1 protein-coding gene is annotated in these 321 nt (G+C 50.5%); it reads left to right on the plus strand.

Features of this window, described 5'->3' with window-relative positions; all coding sequences use genetic code 11:
* Positions 1-197, plus strand: a 197-nt coding sequence (locus tag EZM41_RS05825) for a hypothetical protein (protein WP_198470190.1), incomplete at its 5' end; no start/stop codon positions are given.
* Positions 198-321 lie beyond the last annotated feature (124 nt).

Below are 321 nucleotides of genomic sequence, written 5' to 3' on the forward strand. Positions count from 1 at the left end.
GGATCGCAGGAGCCTGGGATTGGATCAAGGAGAAGGCCTCCAGTGTCGTGGGCTGGTTCGGTGGAATTCCAGAGATGATTGCTAATGCCCTCGCAGGCGTAGGAGAGTCGATGTGGTCTCCGTTCAGCTGGGCCTCGGACAGGATCGCAGGAGCCTGGGATTGGATCAATGAGAAGGCCTCCAGTGTCGTGGGCTAGTTAGGTAGAAAAAACGACATTAAAACAAAAACCAACGCCATTCATCCCGCAAAGCGTCTTTTTGTTTCCTGATTACAGGTAAAGGAAAGGAGGAAATTTTAGACCGGCAATCTGGTATTTCAAA

The sequence above is a fragment of the Acetomicrobium sp. S15 = DSM 107314 genome (assembly GCF_016125955.1).
In the GTDB taxonomy this organism is placed as follows: Bacteria; Synergistota; Synergistia; order Synergistales; family Thermosynergistaceae; genus Thermosynergistes; species Thermosynergistes pyruvativorans.